General features: G+C 62.1%; 17 protein-coding genes. 12 read left to right on the top strand and 5 right to left on the bottom strand.

Going from position 1 to position 18,337, the window contains the following annotated elements:
* The first annotated feature begins 60 nt into the window (after positions 1 to 60).
* From CRN80_RS24455 to dctM, 8 genes are all read left to right on the top strand, one after another.
* Complete coding sequence (locus CRN80_RS24455) at positions 61 to 879, top strand: MaoC family dehydratase N-terminal domain-containing protein (RefSeq protein WP_098952682.1); 819 nt, start codon at positions 61 to 63, stop codon at positions 877 to 879.
* A gap of 28 nt (positions 880 to 907) precedes the next feature.
* Entirely contained in the window at positions 908 to 2,071 is a 1,164-nt protein-coding gene (locus CRN80_RS24450) for an acyl-CoA dehydrogenase family protein (RefSeq protein ID WP_098951611.1), read from the top strand.
* Positions 2,072 to 2,082: 11 nt separating this feature from the next.
* Positions 2,083 to 3,450, top strand: coding sequence for an MmgE/PrpD family protein (locus CRN80_RS24445; protein ID WP_098951609.1), 1,368 nt, complete (start codon positions 2,083 to 2,085; stop codon positions 3,448 to 3,450).
* Positions 3,443 to 4,636 carry a CaiB/BaiF CoA-transferase family protein gene (locus CRN80_RS24440; protein ID WP_098951608.1) on the top strand — a complete coding sequence of 398 codons (1,194 nt, stop codon included), beginning with the start codon at positions 3,443 to 3,445 and terminating at the stop codon, positions 4,634 to 4,636. Before CRN80_RS24445 ends, CRN80_RS24440 begins: the two co-directional genes overlap by 8 nt.
* Before the next feature lie 14 nt (positions 4,637 to 4,650).
* Positions 4,651 to 5,466 (top strand): CoA ester lyase, encoded by an 816-nt coding sequence (locus tag CRN80_RS24435; protein ID WP_098951606.1) that lies wholly within the window; start codon positions 4,651 to 4,653, stop codon positions 5,464 to 5,466.
* A gap of 468 nt (positions 5,467 to 5,934) precedes the next feature.
* Positions 5,935 to 6,918 carry a TRAP transporter substrate-binding protein gene (locus CRN80_RS24425; protein WP_003191039.1) on the top strand — a complete coding sequence of 328 codons (984 nt, stop codon included), beginning with the start codon at positions 5,935 to 5,937 and terminating at the stop codon, positions 6,916 to 6,918.
* A 174-nt stretch (positions 6,919 to 7,092) separates the two neighbouring features.
* Positions 7,093 to 7,725, top strand: a complete 633-nt coding sequence (locus CRN80_RS24420) for a TRAP transporter small permease (protein WP_032892011.1) — start codon at positions 7,093 to 7,095, stop codon at positions 7,723 to 7,725.
* Positions 7,725 to 9,005, top strand: coding sequence for a C4-dicarboxylate TRAP transporter large permease protein DctM (dctM, locus tag CRN80_RS24415; protein ID WP_014718351.1), 1,281 nt, complete (start codon positions 7,725 to 7,727; stop codon positions 9,003 to 9,005). The genes CRN80_RS24420 and dctM overlap by 1 nt, the downstream gene beginning before the upstream one ends.
* 47 nt (positions 9,006 to 9,052) lie before the next feature.
* Here dctM and CRN80_RS24410 read toward each other — a convergent pair whose 3' ends face one another.
* Positions 9,053 to 10,687, bottom strand: coding sequence for a methyl-accepting chemotaxis protein (locus CRN80_RS24410; RefSeq protein ID WP_032892009.1), 1,635 nt, complete (start codon positions 10,685 to 10,687; stop codon positions 9,053 to 9,055).
* A gap of 226 nt (positions 10,688 to 10,913) precedes the next feature.
* Here CRN80_RS24410 and CRN80_RS24405 point away from each other — a divergent pair, with 226 nt between their 5' ends.
* Positions 10,914 to 11,744: an undecaprenyl-diphosphate phosphatase gene (locus CRN80_RS24405; RefSeq protein WP_003191045.1), complete on the top strand. Its 831-nt coding sequence runs from the start codon at positions 10,914 to 10,916 to the stop codon at positions 11,742 to 11,744.
* The gene (locus tag CRN80_RS24400) at positions 11,741 to 12,124 is read left to right on the top strand and encodes a DUF1294 domain-containing protein (RefSeq protein WP_032892008.1); all 384 of its coding nucleotides are present in this window, start codon (positions 11,741 to 11,743) and stop codon (positions 12,122 to 12,124) included. The genes CRN80_RS24405 and CRN80_RS24400 overlap by 4 nt, the downstream gene beginning before the upstream one ends.
* On the opposite strand, the gene CRN80_RS24395 is transcribed toward CRN80_RS24400, so the two are convergent.
* Together CRN80_RS24395 and CRN80_RS24390 are read right to left on the bottom strand one after the other, a co-directional pair.
* Entirely contained in the window at positions 12,113 to 12,469 is a 357-nt protein-coding gene (locus CRN80_RS24395) for an MmcQ/YjbR family DNA-binding protein (RefSeq protein ID WP_003191047.1), read from the bottom strand. The genes CRN80_RS24400 and CRN80_RS24395 overlap by 12 nt on opposite strands.
* Complete coding sequence (locus CRN80_RS24390) at positions 12,466 to 13,374, bottom strand: LysR substrate-binding domain-containing protein (protein ID WP_032892007.1); 909 nt, start codon at positions 13,372 to 13,374, stop codon at positions 12,466 to 12,468. Before CRN80_RS24390 ends, CRN80_RS24395 begins: the two co-directional genes overlap by 4 nt.
* A 125-nt stretch (positions 13,375 to 13,499) precedes the next feature.
* Here CRN80_RS24390 and CRN80_RS24385 point away from each other — a divergent pair, with 125 nt between their 5' ends.
* Both CRN80_RS24385 and CRN80_RS24380 read left to right on the top strand, forming a co-directional pair.
* Positions 13,500 to 14,111: an FMN-dependent NADH-azoreductase gene (locus CRN80_RS24385; RefSeq protein ID WP_003191051.1), complete on the top strand. Its 612-nt coding sequence runs from the start codon at positions 13,500 to 13,502 to the stop codon at positions 14,109 to 14,111.
* A gap of 191 nt (positions 14,112 to 14,302) precedes the next feature.
* Positions 14,303 to 15,340 (top strand): dienelactone hydrolase, encoded by a 1,038-nt coding sequence (locus CRN80_RS24380; RefSeq protein ID WP_098951605.1) that lies wholly within the window; start codon positions 14,303 to 14,305, stop codon positions 15,338 to 15,340.
* On the opposite strand, the gene CRN80_RS24375 is transcribed toward CRN80_RS24380, so the two are convergent.
* Both CRN80_RS24375 and CRN80_RS24365 read right to left on the bottom strand, forming a co-directional pair.
* Positions 15,334 to 16,506 carry an MFS transporter gene (locus CRN80_RS24375; RefSeq protein WP_098951603.1) on the bottom strand — a complete coding sequence of 391 codons (1,173 nt, stop codon included), beginning with the start codon at positions 16,504 to 16,506 and terminating at the stop codon, positions 15,334 to 15,336. The genes CRN80_RS24380 and CRN80_RS24375 overlap by 7 nt on opposite strands.
* A 216-nt stretch (positions 16,507 to 16,722) precedes the next feature.
* Positions 16,723 to 18,309 (bottom strand): ABC-F family ATPase, encoded by a 1,587-nt coding sequence (locus CRN80_RS24365; protein WP_003191057.1) that lies wholly within the window; start codon positions 18,307 to 18,309, stop codon positions 16,723 to 16,725.
* Positions 18,310 to 18,337: the final 28 nt, after the last annotated feature.

The raw sequence follows: 18,337 nt of genomic DNA, 5'->3' as shown, positions 1-18,337 counted from the left end.
GAACGGGCAGGCCCTTGCATGATCCACGGCAGTCACCCACTGCCTGAGGACCTGCACCCGATGAGCGCTACTGATTGGATCGGCCGAAGTGAGACCGCCCACGACCACCTGAGCCATAACCTGCTCAAGCGTATCGCCGCCACGTTCGGTGAGGCGGTGCCCGCCGATGGCGACGCGGTGCCTGCGTTGTGGCAATGGTGCTTTTTCCAGGACCCGTTGCCCGAATCGGCCCTGGGCAGCGACGGTCACCCGGCACGCGGCGGGTTCCTGCCACCAGCCGATAACCGCAATCGCATGTGGGCCGGTGGGCGCCTAGAGTTTTTGCACCCGCTGCGGGCTGGCGAGGCGGCCACGCGCGTATCCACCATCACCCAGGTCGAAGAAAAAACGGGGCGCACCGGTTCACTGTTATTCGTCACCGTGCGCCATGATTACTCCCAGGACGGGCGCCTGGCCATCCGCGAGGAGCAGGACATCGTCTACCGCGAACCCACGCCACCCAAGGTGGGCAGCGGCGACGCGCTGGCCCAAGGCGAATGGACAGAGGCCGTCGAGCCGACGCCAACCCTGTTGTTCCGCTACAGCGCCGTCACGTTCAACGGCCACCGCATCCATTACGACTACCCCTATGTCACCGGCACCGAAGGCTATGCCGGCCTGGTGGTGCATGGCCCGCTGATCGCCACCTTGAGCCTGCGTGCGTTCTGCCGGGCGCACCCCGAAGCGACCCTGCGCCGCTTTGCCTATCGCGGTGTGCGCCCACTGATTGCGCCACAGCCTTTTGAGGTGGGCGGGCGCATCACCGCAACCGGCGTCGCAGACCTCTGGGCCGGCAACACTGAAGGCCTGGCGCAGACCGCTCAGGTGCATTTCGAATAACCCCATAACAACAGGCGGAGAGCCGTTAATGAATGCCCATGACACTGAAGAACTCAACGCCATCCGCGACGGCGTGCGTGCCTTGTGCGCCGAATTCGATGCCGCTTACTGGCGCAAGATCGATGAAGAAAAGGGCTTCCCCGAAGCCTTCGTCAAGGCGCTGACCGACGCTGGTTGGCTGTCGGCGATGATCCCCGAGGAATACGGCGGTTCCGGCCTGGGCCTGGCCGAAGCCTCGGTGATCCTTGAGGAAGTCAACCGCCGCGGCGGCAACTCGGGCACCGTACACGGCCAGATGTACAACATGTTCACCCTGCTGCGTCACGGCAGCGAGGCGCAAAAACGCTTCTACCTGCCCAAGCTAGCCAGTGGTGAATTGCGCCTGCAGTCGATGGCCGTCACCGAACCCACTACCGGCACCGACACCACCAAGATCAAGACCACGGCGATCAAGCGCGGCGACAAGTACGTGATCAACGGCCAGAAAGTCTGGATCTCGCGGGTGCAGCATTCCGACCTGATGATCCTGCTGGCACGCACCACGCCCTTGGCCCAAGTGCAGAAAAAATCCGAAGGCATGTCGATCTTCCTGGTGGACCTGCGCCAGGCCATCGGCAACGGCCTGACCGTGCAGCCCATTGCCAATATGGTCAACCACGAGACCAACGAGCTGTTCTTCGACAACCTGGAGCTGCCCCTGGACAGCCTGATTGGCGAGGAGGGCAAGGGCTTCAAATACATCCTCGATGGCCTGAATGCCGAGCGCACCCTGATTGCCGCCGAGTGCATCGGTGACGGCCGCTGGTTTATTGAAAAGGCCAGCGCCTATGCCCGCGACCGCGTGGTGTTTGGCCGGCCCATCGGGCAGAACCAGGGCGTGCAGTTCCCGATTGCCGAGGCGCATATCGAGATTGAAGCGGCGGACCTGATGCGCTGGCGCGCCTGTGAGGAATACGACAGCGGCAAGAACGCCGGGGCCAGTGCCAACATGGCCAAGTACCTGGCGGCGAAGGCGTCCTGGGAAGCGGCCAACGCCTGCCTGCAAACCCACGGCGGCTTCGGCTTTGCCTGCGAGTACGACGTGGAGCGTAAATTCCGCGAGACCCGCCTGTACCAGGTGGCACCGATCTCCACCAACCTGATCCTGTCCTACGTGGCCGAGCATTTGCTCGAACTGCCGCGCAGCTTCTGAGGGCCTTGAGCATGCATCATACCCAAGCCCTGTGCCGATTCCTGGCTGAGCTGACTTACGCGCAGTTGCCCGAACACGTACTGGCGCGCACCGAAGAGCTGTACCTGGATTGGCTCGCGTCCGCCTTGGCCAGCCAGGGCGCGCATCCGATTCCCCTGTTTGAACGCTACGCACAGAAGATGGGCCCGAGCAGCGGCCCGGCCCAGGTGATCGTCAACGGCGCCGGCACCAGCGCGTATTTTGCCGCCCTGGTCAACGCCGCCTCCTCACATCTGGTGGAGCAGGATGACCTGCACAACAGCTCCGTGCTGCACCCGGCCACCGTGGTGTTTCCCGCCGCGTTGGCCGCTGCCCAGGACCTCGGCAAGTCTGGCCGTGAACTGTTGCTGGCCTCGGTGGCCGGCTATGAGGCGGGGATTCGCATCGGTGAGTTCATGGGCCGTTCCCACTACCGCATCTTCCACACCACGGCCACGGTCGGCACCCTGGCGGCGGCGGTCGCGGTGGGCAAGTTGCTCGACTTCAACGAAGAGCAATTCATCAACCTGCTCGGCAGCGCCGGCACCCAGGCCGCCGGGCTGTGGGAGTTTCTGCGCGATGCCGCCGATTCCAAGCAACTGCACACGGCCAAGGCGGCGGCGGACGGCTTGCTGGCGGCTTACCTGACGGCCGATGGGCTGACCGGCGCGCGCAATATCCTTGAAGGCGACCAGGGTTTGGCGGCGGGCATGTCCAGTGATGCGCAGCCGGGCAAATTGTCTGCCGACCTGGGCAGCCGCTGGGCACTGGTAGAGACCTCGTTCAAGTTCCACGCCTCCTGCCGCCACACCCATCCCGCTGCCGATGCGCTATTGGACGTGATGCAGCGTGAAGGCTTGAGCGCTGCACAGATTTCCCAGGTGCAAACCCAGGTGCACCAAGGCGCCATCGACGTACTCGGCCGCGTGACGGTGCCAGCCACGGTGCACCAAGCCAAATTCTCCATGGGCACCGTGCTCGGCCTGATCGCCGTGCATGGCAAAGCCGGGTTGCCTGAATTCCATGAGCTGGCGTTGAGCGATCCTGCGGTCGCGGCGTTTCGCGACAAGGTCAGCATGAGCCTGGACCCCGAAGTCGACAGCGCCTACCCACAACGCTGGCTGGGCCGCGTCACCGTCACCACCACCGATGGCCGCACGCTGCACGGTGCCATTGATGAACCCAAGGGCGACCCGGGCAACACCCTGAGCCGTGCCGAGCTGGCGGATAAGTTCCAGCGTCTGGCCCACTTCAGCGGCGCCCGCACCCCGGCCCAGGCCAACCGCCTGATCGAGCAGGTGTGGAACCTGCGCACTACCGCGTCCATGGCCCATTGGCTTGGAGGAATTTGTGATGACTGAACAACGACCGCTGGACGGCATCACCGTCGTTAGCCTGGAGCACGCGATTGCGGCGCCATTTTGCACACGCCAACTGGCTGACCTGGGTGCCCGGGTCATCAAGGTGGAGCGCCCCGGCACCGGCGACTTTGCCCGTGGCTATGATGAACGGGTGCGCGGCCTGGCGTCGCATTTCGTCTGGACCAACCGCTCCAAGGAAAGCCTGACCCTGGACCTCAAGCAGGACGAGGCGGGCGCCATTCTGGATGCGCTGCTGGCCGACGCCGATGTGCTGGTGCAGAACCTTGCCCCCGGCGCGGCGGCGCGCATGGGCTTATCGTTCGAGGCGCTGCACGCGCGCTTTCCACGGTTGATCGTCTGCGATATTTCCGGCTACGGCGAAGGCGGGCCCTACGAGAAAAAGAAAGCCTACGACCTGTTGATCCAGAGCGAGGGCGGCTTTCTCTCGGTGACCGGTGGCCCAGGTGAAGAACAGATCGCCAAGGCCGGTTGCTCCATCGCGGACATCTCCGCCGGCATGTACGCCTACAGCGGCATTCTGTCGGCGCTGCTGCTGCGCGGCAAAACCGGCCAGGGCAGCCGCATCGATGTGAGCATGCTCGAAAGCCTGGTGGAGTGGATGGGTTACCCGATGTACTACGCCTTTGACGGCGCGCCGCCGCCACCGCGTGCGGGTGCCGCGCATTCGACGATTTACCCTTACGGGCCGTTTCCCACTGGTGGCGGCGGCACGGTGATGCTCGGCTTGCAGAACGAGCGCGAATGGGCGGCGTTCTGCGACAAAGTGCTGCTCAGCCCATCGCTGGCCACGGACGAGCGCTTCAGCGCCAACTTCAAGCGCTCGGCCAACCGCGAGGTGCTGCGCCAGATCATCGTGGAGCGCTTTGCCCCACTGGACGTCGAGGCGGTGATCCAGCGCCTGGAAGACGCGCAGATTGCCAGTGCGCGGGTCAACGACATGCAAGGCGTGTGGGACCACCCGCAACTCAAGGCCCGCGACCGCTGGCGCGAAGTCGACAGCCCGGCGGGGCCGTTGCCGTCGCTGCTGCCACCGGCGCGTAACGCTGCGTTTACCCCGCGCATGGACGGCGTGCCAGCGCTGGGGCAACACAGCCAAGGCATCCTCGACCAGCTGGGTTACTCCGTTGAGGCCATTAACAGCCTGCGCGAGCGCGGCGTTATTTAATCAGGAATCAAGTGATGCCAAAGCCTTTAGTACGTTCTGCGCTGTTTGTGCCGGGCAGCCGCCCGGAGCGGTTTGCCAAGGCCCTGGCCAGCGGCGCCGACGCAGTGATTGTGGATTTCGAAGACGCGGTGGAAGAGCCGCTCAAGCGTCAGGCTCGGGATAATCTGGGCGTATTTTTGCATGCGCATGCCGAAGCCCAGGTGTGGGTACGCATCAACGCGCCCCAGCATGCCGAGCATTTTGCCGATGTCGCCTTCTGCAAGGCCCATGCAAATGTGGCGGGGGTGTTGCTGCCCAAGGTCGAAAGCGCGGCCCAGGTGGCGGTGGTGGCCGCGACCGGCAAACGTATCTGGCCGATTATTGAAAGCGCACGCGGTTTGCTGGCGCTGGCGCAGATTGCCCAGGCGCCCCAGGTGGAACGCCTGTCGTTCGGCGGCTTGGACCTGGCGCTGGACCTCAACCTGAGCAGTCACTCCCGCGCGGCCGAATTGGCCCTCGACCAGGCGCGCCTGGCGCTGATCGTGCATTCGCGCGCCGCGGGCCTGGCGCCGCCGCTGGACGGCGTGCACCCGGCCATCGACGACCCCGAAGGCCTGCACCGCTCGATCCGGCACGCTTATGAAATGGGCTTTGCCGGCGCGTTGTGCATTCATCCCAAGCAAGTCGCGGTGATCCATGCCGCGCTGGCGCCGAGCGCTGAAGAGCTGGCCTGGGCCAGGCGGGTGGTGGAGGCGGGTGCCCATGGGGCAGGGGCTTATCAGATTGACGGGCAGATGGTGGATGCACCGGTACTGCTGCGCGCGCAACGGCTGCTGGCCGCGCAACTGTAACTGACAAAACCGGGAACAAAATGTGGGAGGCTGGCTTGCCTGCGATAGCCATAGGTATCTACACAATTTTGTAGGTTGTAGCAGCCGACGGGGTAACCACGATGCGAAGCGAGTCGCTCTTGATCTTGCTCTGCTTTTGATCTCAGGCGGCCCCCCAAATCACTGGCGGATTACGGGCACACCGAGCCCAAGCGAGGTGCCGAGTGGTGGGGCAAGAGCGTTTTGCTTACTTTTGCGCTTTTCAAAAGTGAGCCGCCGTCAGGGCGGAACCCTAAGTGGCCGTTACCGCAGGAATGGATATGTACACAATCCAACTGTATTGACTGCCAGGCCGTCTTCGCAGGCAAGCCAGCTCCCACACTGGACGCGTTCGGCCAGGCCGAACGCAGGTATCTAAAATTCGAAATTCACGACACGCGTTACATCAGGCACCTTGCCTTACAACACAACAATAAGAAGGTGATTCCCATGCTCAAGCTTTCCCGGGCGCTGCTGTGCGCCGCCACCTTGTTTACCGCGGGCCTGGCCCAGGCGGCAGACCCGATTGTGATCAAGTTCGCCCACGTGGTTGCCGAGAACACCCCTAAAGGCCAGGGCGCGTTGCTGTTTAAAAAACTTGCTGAAGAGCGCCTGCCCGGCAAGGTCAAGGTCGAGGTGTACCCGAACTCGTCGCTGTTTGGCGATGGCAAGGAAATGGAAGCGTTGCTGCTGGGCGACGTGCAAATGCTCGCGCCGTCCCTGGCCAAGTTCGAGCATTACACCAAGCAAGTGCAGATCTACGACTTGCCGTTCCTGTTCAACGATCTGGCCGCCGTCGACCGTTTCCAGGCCGCTGAGGGCAAGCAACTGCTGACCTCGATGCAGGATAAGAACATCCTCGGTCTGGCCTATTGGCACAACGGCCTCAAGCAACTCTCCGCCAACAAGGCCCTGCATGAACCCAAGGACGCCCGTGGCCTGAAGTTCCGCGTGCAGGCTTCCAGTGTGCTCGAAGAGCAGTTTAAGGCGATCCGCGCCAACCCGCGCAAGATGAGCTTTGCCGAGGTCTACCAGGGCCTGCAGACCGGCACCGTGAATGGCACCGAGAACACCTGGTCCAACTATGAAAGCCAGAAGGTCAACGAAGTGCAGAAGTACTTCACCGAGTCCAACCATGGCTTGATCGACTACATGGTGATCACCAACGCAAAATTCTGGAACGGCCTGGCGCCGGATGTGCGCAGCACCCTGGAGCAGATCATGGCCGAGGTCACCGTGGAGGTGAACAAGCAGGCCGAGGCGCTGAACCAGTCGGCTAAGCAGAAAATCATCGACGCCAAGACCAGCGAAATCATCGAACTGACCCCCGCGCAACGTGCGCTGTGGCGCGAAGCCATGCGCCCGGTGTGGCAGAAGTTCGAGGGCGAGATTGGGGCTGACCTGATCAAGGCGGCGGACCAGTCCAACCAGTAATCCCAGGGCACACCGAGATCCAATGTGGGAGCGGGCTTGCTCGCGAAAGCGGTGGGTCAGTCACCAGTGTTATCAACTGACAGACTGTATTCGCGAGCAAGCCCGCTCCCACATGTCGAACCGGTTTTCGCCCTGTGCCTTGCATAACCCATCCCTTTTTCGCGAGGTTTTGCCATGCAAACGCTAAGGCGCGTCTGGGAGCATCTGGAGGAAGGCTTCATTGCGTTCCTGCTGGCCGCCATGACCCTGGTGACATTCGTCTACGTCATGCTCAACAACGTCTACACCCTGTTCTTTGACCTGGCCGACAAATGGGCCTGGAGCAGCCCCTTCTTCAATGCCCTGGGCGACGGCACCATGACGTTGGCCCAAGAGATGACCTGGAGCGTGGCGCTGACCAAGGCCATGTTCGGCTGGTTGATTTTCTTCGGTATTTCCTACGGCGTGCGCACCGCAGGCCACCTGGGCGTGGACGCGCTGGTGCGGCTGACCCGGCGCCCGGTGCAACGCCTGCTCGGCATGCTCGCCTGCCTGTGCTGCCTGGCCTATGCCGGGCTGTTCATGGTGGCCAGCTACAAGTGGGTGAGTGCGGTGATGACCGCGCATATCGGCGCCGAAGACCTCGACCAGTTCGGCATCGATGTCGGCGACATCGTGGTGATCGTGCCCATTGGCTTTGCCTTGGTATTGATCCGCTACCTGGAAATTTTCTACCGCATCTTTACCCACCGCCAGGTGGGGTTGGGGTTGGCCGACGAGGCCGGTGAGGCCAGCAAGTTGGCCGGCAGCCATGAGGAGCGTCACTGATGGCCGTGCTCTGTCTGTTTCTACTGTTATTCGTGTTCATGTTCCTGGGCGTGCCGATTGCGATTGCCCTGGGGCTGTCCGGTGCGGTGTCGATCCTGATGTTCAGCCAGGACTCGGTGAGCTCCCTGGCGATCAAGTTGTTTGAAACCAGCGACGCCTACACCTTCCTGGCGATTCCCTTTTTCCTGTTATCCGGCGCCTTCATGACCACCGGCGGCGTGGCCCAGCGGCTGATCGACTTTGCCAACGCCTGTGTCGGGCATATCCGCGGTGGCCTGGCGATTGCGGCGGTGCTGGCGTGCATGCTGTTTGCGGCGCTGTCCGGCTCATCACCGGCCACGGTGGCGGCGGTGGGCTCGATTGCCGTGGCGGGCATGGTGCGTTCCGGTTACCCGAAGGAGTTTGGGGCAGGCATCATCTGCAATGCCGGGACCTTGGGCATTCTGATTCCGCCGTCGATCGTGATGGTGGTGTATTCGGCGGCGACCGAAACCTCAGTAGGCAAATTGTTCATGGCCGGGGTGATTCCGGGTTTGCTGCTGGGCCTGATGTTGATGGTCGCGATCTACATCGTCGCCCGCATCAAGAAGCTGCCAGCGCAACCCCGGGCGACATTCCGTGAGTGGCTGAGCTGCGCACGCCGGGCGTTCTGGGGCCTGTTGCTGCTGGTGATCATCCTTGGGGGCATTTACAGCGGCATGTTCACCCCGACCGAGGCGGCGGCGGTGGCGGCGGTGTATTCGGCGTTTGTCGCGCTGTTCGTCTACAAGGACATGAAGCTGCGCGACTGCCCCAAGGTGCTGCTGGAATCCGGGCGATTGTCGATCATGCTGATGTTCATCATCGCCAACGCCATGCTGTTTGCCCACGTGCTGACCACCGAGCAGATCCCCCAGCAAATTACTGCTTGGGTGATCTCCGAAGGGCTGACGCCGATTGGCTTTTTGATCATGGTCAACGTGGTGCTGCTGATTGCCGGCAGCTTTATGGAGCCTTCGGCCATTGTGCTGATCCTGGCGCCGATCTTTTTCCCGATTGCGATGAAGCTGGGTATTGATCCGATTCACCTGGGCATCGTGATGGTGGTGAACATGGAAATCGGCCTGGTGCATCCACCGGTGGGGCTGAACCTGTTCGTGACCTCGGCGGTGACGGGGCTGACCCTGGGGCAGACCATCCGCGCGGCGATGCCGTGGCTGATGATCCTGTTGGTGTTCCTGATCATGGTCACCTACCTGCCGTTCATTTCCCTCGCGCTGCCGCAGTGGCTGGGGATGTGAGGCCGCTAGGCGGTGGGAGAGGGCAGCCCTCCCACCGCTCAGGGGCTTTAGACCTTGAACTGACGCAAAAGCCCATCAAGCTGCTCGCTCAAGCCACGCAACTGTGCACTCGCCACGCTGGATTGCTCCGCCGCCAGCGCGGTGCTGTGGGACAGCCCGGCCGCTTGGGTGACGTTCTGGTTGATGTCTTCCACCACGTGGGCCTGTTGCAGGGTGGCGCTGGCAATCGAGGCGTTCAGGCCGTTGAGGTTGTGCAGCGCCTGGCCGATGGCGGTGAGGCTTGCGCCCGCCTGGCCGGCTTGTTCGATGGTCAGTTGCGAGGCGCTGTGGCTGTCGCTGATCACCTTGACCGCCGCTTCCGAATGGCCTTGCAGGCGCTCGATCATCACCTGGATCTCGGCGGTGGATTTCTGCGTGCGCTGGGCCAGCAGGCGCACCTCATCGGCGACCACCGCAAACCCACGGCCTTGCTCACCGGCGCGGGCGGCTTCGATGGCGGCATTGAGGGCGAGCAGGTTGGTTTGGTCGGCAATGGAGCGGATCACTTCCAGTACGCCGCCGATCTGCGTGCTTTCGCTGGAGAGCGTGCGGATCACCTCCACAGCCTGGCTGATAGTGGTGGAGAGCTGGTCGATCTGCTGCAAGCTACCGTCGATATTGACCTGGCCCTGTTGTGCCTGGGCCTGGGCATCGCGCATTTCGCTGGCAGCGTGCTCGGCATTCTTGGCCACGTCCTGCACGCCGTAGGTGACTTCGTTGATGGCGGTGGCCACCAGTTCCATCTGCTGCGATTGCTGCTGGCTGCGGTCGTGGGCCTGGCTGGCGTTGTGGCCCAGCTCGGTGGACGACTGGCCCAGGGCGTTCGCGCACACCTGCAACTGGCCGACCACCTGGCGCAGCTTGGCGGTAAAGCTATTGAAGTGCTGGGCCAGTTGCGTCAATTCGTCACGGCCGTGGGTGTCGAGGCTGTGGGTCAGGTCGCTTTCGCCGCTGGCGATATTGCCCATGGCATTTACCGCCGCCTGCAACGGCTGCACGATGCTGCGGGCAATCAGCACCACTAGCACTGCCATCATCAACGCAATGCCCAGGCCAATCGCCGAGGCCTTCCACACCTGGCCCCTGAATTCGGCCTGCACATCGTCCACGTAGACGCCGGAGCCGATAATCCAGCCCCAGGGTTCGAACAGTTGGATGTACGAGGTTTTCTCTACCGGCGCTTCGGCGCCGGGCTTCGGCCAGCGGTAGTTGACGATGCCGGCGCCCTTGGCCTTGGCCAGGCTCACGAATTCGTTGAACACGGCGAAACCGTCCGGGTCGCGAATCGCCGAAAGGTTCTGGCCGTCGAGCTTGGGGTTGGCCGCGTGCATGATCATCACGGGGGTGAGGTCGTTGATCCAGAAGTAATCATCGTGGTCATAACGCAGGCCGCGCACCGCGCTCAAGGCCTGTTGTTGCGCGGCGTCGCGGGTCAGTACGCCGGTTTTCTCCAGGTTCTGGTAATACCCGAGTACGCCACTGGCGGTCTGCACCACGTGCTGGGTCTGCTGGCGCTTGGCCTGGTAGAGGTCGCCGTGGATCTGGTTGAGCATCAACAGCCCCAAGGCCAGCAGCATCAACACGGCGACTATCAGGATCAGCCAAAGGCGGCGGCTAATCGACATGCTGCGCAAACTGTTCATCGTCCTGTCACTCCCTGCTCTTTATAATTGTGGTGCTGCTTCGAGATTTCCGGCGTGTCTGATAGGCTTTCGGCCCGGAATCGAAAAACCTGAGTACTGCCTGATTTTTCACGGAATTTTTGCAGACCGGCGTTGAGAATCAACCGCGGGCGCTTGTGTGCGCTCGTCGTCAGTGAACTTAAAAAAGACTAAGAGGCATGCCCCGTGCATGACCTTTGGAGACAGCATGGATTTTTGGACCGCCATACAGGCATTGATTCTCGGCATCGTCGAGGGGCTTACGGAGTTCTTGCCGATCTCCAGCACCGGCCACCAGATCATCGTCGCCGACCTGATCAATTTTGGCGGCGAGCGTTTCGAAGCCTTCAATATCATCATCCAGCTCGGCGCGATCCTGGCGGTAGTCTGGGAGTTTCGCCGCAAGATCTTTGACGTGGTCATCGGCCTGCCGACCCAACCCAAAGCCCGGCGTTTCACGGTCAACCTGATCATTGCCGTATTGCCGGCAGTGGTACTTGGGGTGATCTTCGCCGACCTGATCAAGCACTACCTGTTCAACCCGATCACCGTGGCCACGGCGCTGGTGGTGGGCGGCGTGATCATGTTGTGGGCTGAACGCCGCCAACATGCGGTGCGGGCTGAGAGCGTCGATGACATCACCTGGAAAGACGCCCTGAAAGTCGGCCTGGCCCAGTGCCTGGCCATGATCCCTGGCACCTCGCGCTCCGGTGCGACGATCATCGGCGGCCTGTTGTTCGGCCTGTCACGCAAGACCGCCACCGAGTTCTCGTTCTTCCTGGCGATGCCGACCATGGTGGGTGCAGCGGTGTACTCAGGCTATAAATACCGTGACCTGTTCCAGCCCGCGGACCTGCCGGTGTTCGCCATTGGCTTTGTCACCTCATTCATCTTCGCGATGATTGCGGTCAAGGCCCTGCTCAAGTTCATCGCCAGCCACAGCTATGCGGCGTTTGCCTGGTACCGGATTGCCTTTGGCCTGGTGATCCTGGCGACCTGGCAATTCGGCTGGATCGACTGGACTGCGGTCAAGCCATGAGCATCCAGCACCCACGCCTGAAGGCGCTGATCTTTGTGCTGCTGTGTGCCGCGCCGCTGCTGGGCTCGGCCTTGCTGTGGTATCGCGGCGAAACGGTCATCCCATTGATGGCTTACGGCGTGGTCAGTGTAGTGGCGTTCTTCCTGTACTGGAGCGATAAGCGCAAAGCACAGACTGAAGGCTGGCGCACCCCGGAAAACATCCTGCATGCGGTGGAGCTGGCCGGCGGTTGGCCGGGGGCGTTGATCGCCCAGCAGGTGTTCCGGCACAAGACGCGCAAGGTGTCTTACCAGGTGCTGTTCTGGGTGATTGTGCTGTTGCACCAGGTGTTCTGGCTGGACCAGTTGTTCTTGGGCGGCACCTTGCTGTCAATCCTCTAGCCGCAAGCCAATCTGCGTGCGCTTGGGCAGCTTGCTCACCACCAACTGGTGGGAGCGCTGCAACAAGCCGCGCAGTTCCTCAGCGCCCAAAGGGTAGGGCGTGTTCATGATGACCCACTGCGCCCTCGCCAGGTAAGGCGCCGGGTGAATGCCCGGCCGGTCGACGTGGCCCAGGAACAGCTCCTTGTCGACCTTGAAGGCCAGCGATTCACCGCGCAGGTTCTGTAAGGCGAACATCTTGTTGCCGGCAATCGAAAACACCCTCACGCCGCCCCATTTATAGTCTTCCCGTGCGCCTGGCAGGCTCAGGCAGAAACCTGCGACTTGTTCTTCTGTCATGCTCATAACAGCCGATCTCCACAGCCCTTGAAGCCTTCTTCCAGATAGTCGATCCAGGCCCGGATGGCCGGCAGCACACCGCGCCGGTGCGGGTACACCGCCTGAAGCCAGCCGCCCGGCAACGACCACTCCGGTAGCAATTGCACCAGGCGGCCATTAGCCAGTTCTGCTTCGCAGTACATCATTGGCAGCACCGTAAAGCCCACGCCCATCATTGCGCTGGCCTTGCGCACGATAAAGTCTTCGATGCCCAAGCGCGCCTCCATCACTAGTTCGTGCATGTTGCCCTGGGGGTCGATGATGCGTTGGTGCACCATTCGGTCGGCCTCGAGTGCGCCAAGGATTGGCAGCTGCTTGAGGTCTTCCAGGGTTTCGACCCGCCGCTCACGCATGAAAACGGGGCTGGCCACCAGCACGGTATGCGCCTGGCGCAGGCGTTTGGTGACCAGCAACGGGTCTTCGTCGCCCAGTTCGCGTACGCGCAGCGCTACATCAATGCCTTCGGCCACCAGGTCGACGCGGCGATTCACCAGGGTCATGTCCAACTGCACCAACGGGTGGGCGGCCAAAAAACCGGCTACCAGCTCCGGCAGGATCTGCTGGGCCAAGCCCACCGGGCAACTGACCCGAAGCCGCCCACGCGGCTCGCTGGACATACTGGCCACGGCCTCGTCGGCCATTTCCGCTTCCAGCAACATGGCCTGGCAGTGGCGCAAGTAGCGCTCACCCACGGCGGTAAGGGTCAGTTGCCGGGTGGTGCGTTGCAGCAGGCGTGCACCCAGGCGGTCTTCCAGTTCGGCAATGCGCCGTGACAGCCTGGATTTGGGAATCCCGAGTAGCCGGCCAGCCGCAGCAAAACCGCCGGCTTCGACGACTTTAGCGAAATAGTAGAGGTCGTTGAGGTCTTGCATGGTGGGCCTATTGTCCTGTCAGTGGGACAAACTATCGCATTTCAGATGGCTTATCGACCATTGGTTTCATGCGTAGCATCACCACCATCTGATCGCCACTGTCGATCCCACCTCGGAGATCCATCATGAAACTGTTGCACATCGATTCCAGCATCCTCGGCGACAACTCGGCCTCCCGTCAGCTCAGCGCGGGTGTGGTCAAGGCATGGCAAGCCGCCCAGCCGGGCGTGGAAGTGACTTACCGTGACCTCGCCAGCGAAGGCATCAACCATTTCTCCGGCGCTACCCTGGGTGCATTGGGCACTGCCGCCGAACTGCGCGATGCGGCGCAAAAGCACGAGGCTGAACTGAGTGCATCGTCGCTGGCTGAGTTCCTTGCCGCCGATGCCGTGGTAGTCGGTGCGCCGATGTACAACTTCACCATCCCCACCCAGTTGAAAGCCTGGATCGACCGCATCGCGGTAGCCGGCCAGACCTTCCGTTACACCGAAGCCGGCCCTGAAGGCCTGTGCGGCAACAAGAAGGTCATTATTGTCTCCACCGCCGGCGGCCTGCATGCCGACCAAGCTTCGGGCGCTGCCCACGAAGGCTACTTGAAGCTGCTGTTCGGTTTCCTCGGCATCACCGACATCGAGATCGTTCGCGCCGAAGGCCTGGCCTACGGTGATGAAGTGCGCAGCAAAGCCATGAGCGACGCCAACGTGCGCATCAACGAGCAACTGTTCGCCGCTGCGTAAGGCTTATGTAAATTTGCTCCATCCTCGGTTTCATTCTGAAACCGGGCGCCTAAACTCTGTATTCTGATCGCCTGAGCGCGAGCGGAGTACGGAGTTTTTTCGTTGTGGCCCAGGTTATGCAGACATCCATTCGATACCCTGGACTTTTTATTCGACAGGCCGGTTCTTGTGCAGCAAAGGTGGACATCCCCATGATGCGTCTTTGTGCTGTTTTGGTTCTTTCGCTGTTGGGCGGCCTGGTTTCAGTGCACGCCGCGCCGGCACCGCACCCCCATTGGAGCGTGGGGTTTCATCGCATGAGTTTTCTCGACCCGCTGGATGCGCAGCCGATGAAAGCCATCGCGTTCTACCCCTCCACCGATGCCGAGCGCTCCACCGCGCTGGGCGCCTACCATGTGGCGGCCAGCGAAGATGCCAAGGTGGCGATCGGGCGATTCCCGATGCTGATGTTGTCCCACGGCAATACCGGCACGCCGCTGGCCCTGCATGACCTGGCCACCGCCTTGGCACGCAAGGGCTTTGTGGTGGTGGCGGTACTGCATCCCGGTGACAACTACAAGGACCACAGCCGCCTGGGCACCGTGAGCAATTTGTACGGTCGGCCGATCCAGATTTCCCAGGCGATCACCGCCGCCTTGGCCGAGCCGATGCTGTCGCCCTTTGTGGATATCGATCAGATCGGCGTCATCGGTTATTCCGCCGGTGGCGAGACGGCATTGATCCTGGCCGGCGCCAAGCCTGATTTCGAACGTCTGCGCCGCTACTGCCAGGAGCGCCCCGAAGACCGCGATGCGTGCACCACCAAGGGCGAACTGGTGGTCGACCGCGACGATTTGCAACCCCAGGCCGACCCGCGCATCCATGCCTTGATGCTGATGGCGCCGCTGAGCTTGATGTTTGGCCGCCACACCCTGGCCGACGTGCATGTGCCGGTGCTGCTCTACAGTGGCGATGGCGACCAGCTGGTGGCCGTGGACAAAAACGCCGCCGCCCTGGCGCGCAAGTTGCCGCAGCCACCGGATTTCAAACTGTTGGCCGGGGCCGGGCACTTCGTGTTCATGGCGCCGTGTGACAGTGACCAACTGGCGAGCATGCCGGCCATTTGCACAGATGCCGATGGCGTCGATCGCGAAGGCATCCACCGCGACCTGGTCTCCGAGGCCGGGCGTTTTTTCAGCCATACCCTGGGTGAGGCCACCCGCGCCGGCTTGCAAACCGCTGATCAGTAGGCGCGGCGCCTGAGCAGTACGGTCAGGCCGAGCGCGCTGACCGACAGCAACGCCGCGCAGAAGAAGATCCAGCCATAGCCGAGGTTCAACGCCACGGCGCCCATCAACGGCCCGGCAATCGCCAGGGCCAGGTCGAAAAACACCGCATAGGCGCTCAGCCCCGCGCCGCGGCTGCTGTCCGGCACTTGCTTGATGGCTTCCACGCCGAGCGCCGGGTACACCAACGACAAGCCAAAGCCGGTCAACCCGGCGCCGATCAAGGCCACGCCGGTAGACGGCGCCAGCCACAACAGCGTCAGGCCCAGGGTTTCGATCAGCATGCAGGCGATGGCGGCGGTGAACCCGCCAAACCGGCTGATGGCTGAGATAAACACCAGGCGCGAGAGAATAAAGCACACACCAAATACCGTCAGGCAATACGCCGCACCGGTCCAGCCACGATTGAGGTAATACAGGGTGATGAAGGTCGTCAGCGTGCCGTAGCCAATCGAAGCCAGGCACAGGCTGGCGCCGAATGGCGCGATACGCCCGAACACCGCCCAAAACGGCAGCCGCTCGCCACGCACCACTGGCACCGAGGGTTTATTGCGGATCAGCACCAGGCCCAACGCCGCCAACACCGCCAGGGCGAGACCGAGGCTGGTGTAGCCGTAGTCAGCCACCATCACCACGCCAAGGGGCGCACCAATGGCGATTGCGCCATAAGAGGCGATGCCATTCCAGGAGATCGAGCGAGCGGTGTGCTCAGCGCCCACGGCGCCCATGCACCAACTGATGGTCCCCACGCCAATCAGGCCCTGGGCTACGCCCAGCAGCAGGCGACCGGCGATCAGAATACCCAGGCTCACGCTCGGTAGGCTTTCCAGCAGCGTGGCGATGAAGGTCAGTACACCGCTGATCAGAATGCCGGCCAGGCCCAGCACGATCGCGCGCTTGGTACCGACGTTATCTGACATGCGCCCGGCCATCGGGCGGCTGAGCAGCGTGGCCAGGTATTGCGAGCCGATGGTCACCCCGGCCACGACGGCGCTGAAGCCCAGTTGCTCATGCACATAGCCTGGAATCACCGCGATCGGCAGGCCGATGCAGATAAAGGCAATGAAGGTGTAGAAGACGATGGAAACGATCTGCAGGGTGATCGACAAGGAGGAGGGGGCGGCAGGCATGAATACTCAATCGCTGGCGGGCGGTAAAGCATCATGGCATATCCCGCCTGCCTGTAGGAGCGAGCTTGCTCGCGAAGAACGTCAACGATAACGCGGGTTGCCTGATTCTGCGCGGTGCTCTCAGGTTTTTCGCGAGCAAGCTCGCTCCTACAGTAGTGTGCATGCGAAAAGCCCCGTCACAGGGACAGGGCTTTTGCTTGCAGCTAAGTGCTGTTCTTAGAACACCACACCCTGGCTGCGCAGATAGTCGTCATAGGTGCCGCTGAAGTCGATCACGCCGCTAGGGCTCAACTCGATAATGCGGGTGGCCAGGGACGATACGAACTCACGGTCGTGGCTGACGAAGATCAGCGTGCCCGGGTAGTTCTCCAGCGCCAGGTTCAGCGCTTCGATGGATTCCATGTCCAAGTGGTTGGTCGGTTCGTCCATGATCAGCACGTTCGGCTTTTGCAGGATCAGCTTGCCGAACAGCATGCGCCCTTGTTCACCACCGGAGATCACTTTGACCGACTTCTGGATCTCGTCGTTGGAGAACAACATGCGGCCCAGGGTGCCACGAATCATTTGCTCGCCTTGGGTCCATTGGCCCATCCAGTCGAACAGGCTCACGTCGTCTTCGAAGTCGTGGGCGTGGTCCTGGGCGTAGTAGCCCAGCTCGGCGGCGTCGGTCCACTTGATGCTGCCGGCGTCCGGGGTCAGTTCGTTGACCAGGGTGCGCAACAGGGTGGTCTTGCCGATACCGTTAGGGCCGATGATCGCCACGCGTTCGCCGGCTTCAACCTGGAAGCTGAAGTCTTTGAACAGCGGCTTGCCGTCAAAACCCTTGGCCATTTTTTCGACCATGACCGCCTGGCGGTGCAGCTTTTTGTTCTGCTCGAAACGGATGAACGGGCTCACACGGCTCGACGGTTTGACTTCGGCCAGCTGGATCTTGTCGATCGCCTTGGCGCGGGAGGTGGCCTGCTTGGCTTTCGAGGCGTTGGCCGAGAAGCGGCTGACGAAGGATTGCAGTTCGGAGATCTGCGCTTTCTTCTTGGCGTTGTCCGACAGCAATTGCTCGCGGGACTGGGTCGCCACGGTCATGTACTCGTCATAGTTGCCCGGGAACAGGCGCAGCTCGCCGTAGTCCAGGTCAGCCATGTGGGTGCACACGCTGTTCAGGAAGTGACGGTCGTGAGAGATGATGATCATCAGGCTGGAGCGCTGGGTCAGGATGTTTTCCAGCCAGCGGATGGTGTTGATGTCCAAGTGGTTGGTCGGTTCGTCGAGCAACAGCACTTCAGGATCCGAGAACAGCGCCTGGGCCAGCAATACGCGCAGCTTCCAGCCTGGGGACACTTCACTCATCGGGCCGAAATGCTGTTCCAGGGGAATGCCCAGGCCCAGCAGCAGCTCACCGGCGCGGGATTCGGCGGTGTAGCCGTCCATCTCGGCGAACTCGGTTTCCAGCTCGGCCACGGCCATGCCGTCTTCTTCGCTCATTTCCGGCAGCGAGTAGATGCGATCGCGCTCGGCCTTGACCTTCCACAGCTCCTCGTGGCCCATGATCACGGTGTCGAGCACGGTGAATTCTTCGTAGGCGAACTGGTCCTGGCGCAGTTTACCCAGGCGTACATTCGGCTCGAGCATGACCTGGCCGCCGGACGGGTCGAGGTCGCCACCGAGGATTTTCATGAAGGTCGACTTGCCGCAACCGTTGGCACCGATCAAACCATAGCGGTTGCCGGCGCCGAACTTGACCGAGACGTTCTCGAAGAGCGGCTTGGCGCCGAACTGCATGGTGATGTTAGCTGTGGAGATCAATTACTTTACCTATCAATGGGTTGCGAGC

It is taken from the genome of Pseudomonas sp. FDAARGOS_380, assembly GCF_002591235.1.
Classification (GTDB): Bacteria; Pseudomonadota; Gammaproteobacteria; order Pseudomonadales; family Pseudomonadaceae; genus Aquipseudomonas; species Aquipseudomonas salmasensis.
This window is presented reverse-complemented; position numbering and strand designations above follow the sequence as displayed.